Here is a 386-nt window from a genome sequence, read left to right as displayed (position 1 = left end):
TATGGGTTGATGTTACTGTGCTGTTTACTTCATTACCCGCCGCGTCCGTTGACGCCACGCTTACTTCAAACTCGGTGTCGGCCGCAAGATCCGCGCCCGCCACGTTGACACTCCAGTTGCCATTCGCATCAACCGTAGTTTCGTAATCAGTGCCATTGATGGTCATGGTTACCACATCGTTTTCACTGATGTCGCCACCTGTCGCCGTACCGGTTACCGCGATGGTTTGTCCGCTTTCAACCGCGTTAATCACGTCATCTGCCGTAATATCGGCCACCGTTACGGTACCTTCTGTTGCTTCAAGGTCAACCGTATGGGTTGATGTTACTGTGCTGTTTACTTCGTTGCCCGCCGCGTCCGTTGACGCCACGCTTACTTCGAACTCG

The 386-nt window shown here is 53.4% G+C and carries 1 protein-coding gene; it reads right to left on the bottom strand.

The features are described 5' to 3' along the window. Positions 1-386, bottom strand: a 386-nt coding sequence (locus tag A6E04_RS20840; RefSeq protein WP_139078923.1) for an Ig-like domain-containing protein, incomplete at both ends; no start/stop codon positions are given.

Source organism: Aliivibrio logei, from assembly GCF_001691055.1.
Classification (GTDB): Bacteria; Pseudomonadota; Gammaproteobacteria; order Enterobacterales; family Vibrionaceae; genus Aliivibrio; species Aliivibrio salmonicida.
Note: the sequence above shows the minus strand (reverse complement) of the source record. Positions and strands in the feature narration are given on the sequence as shown.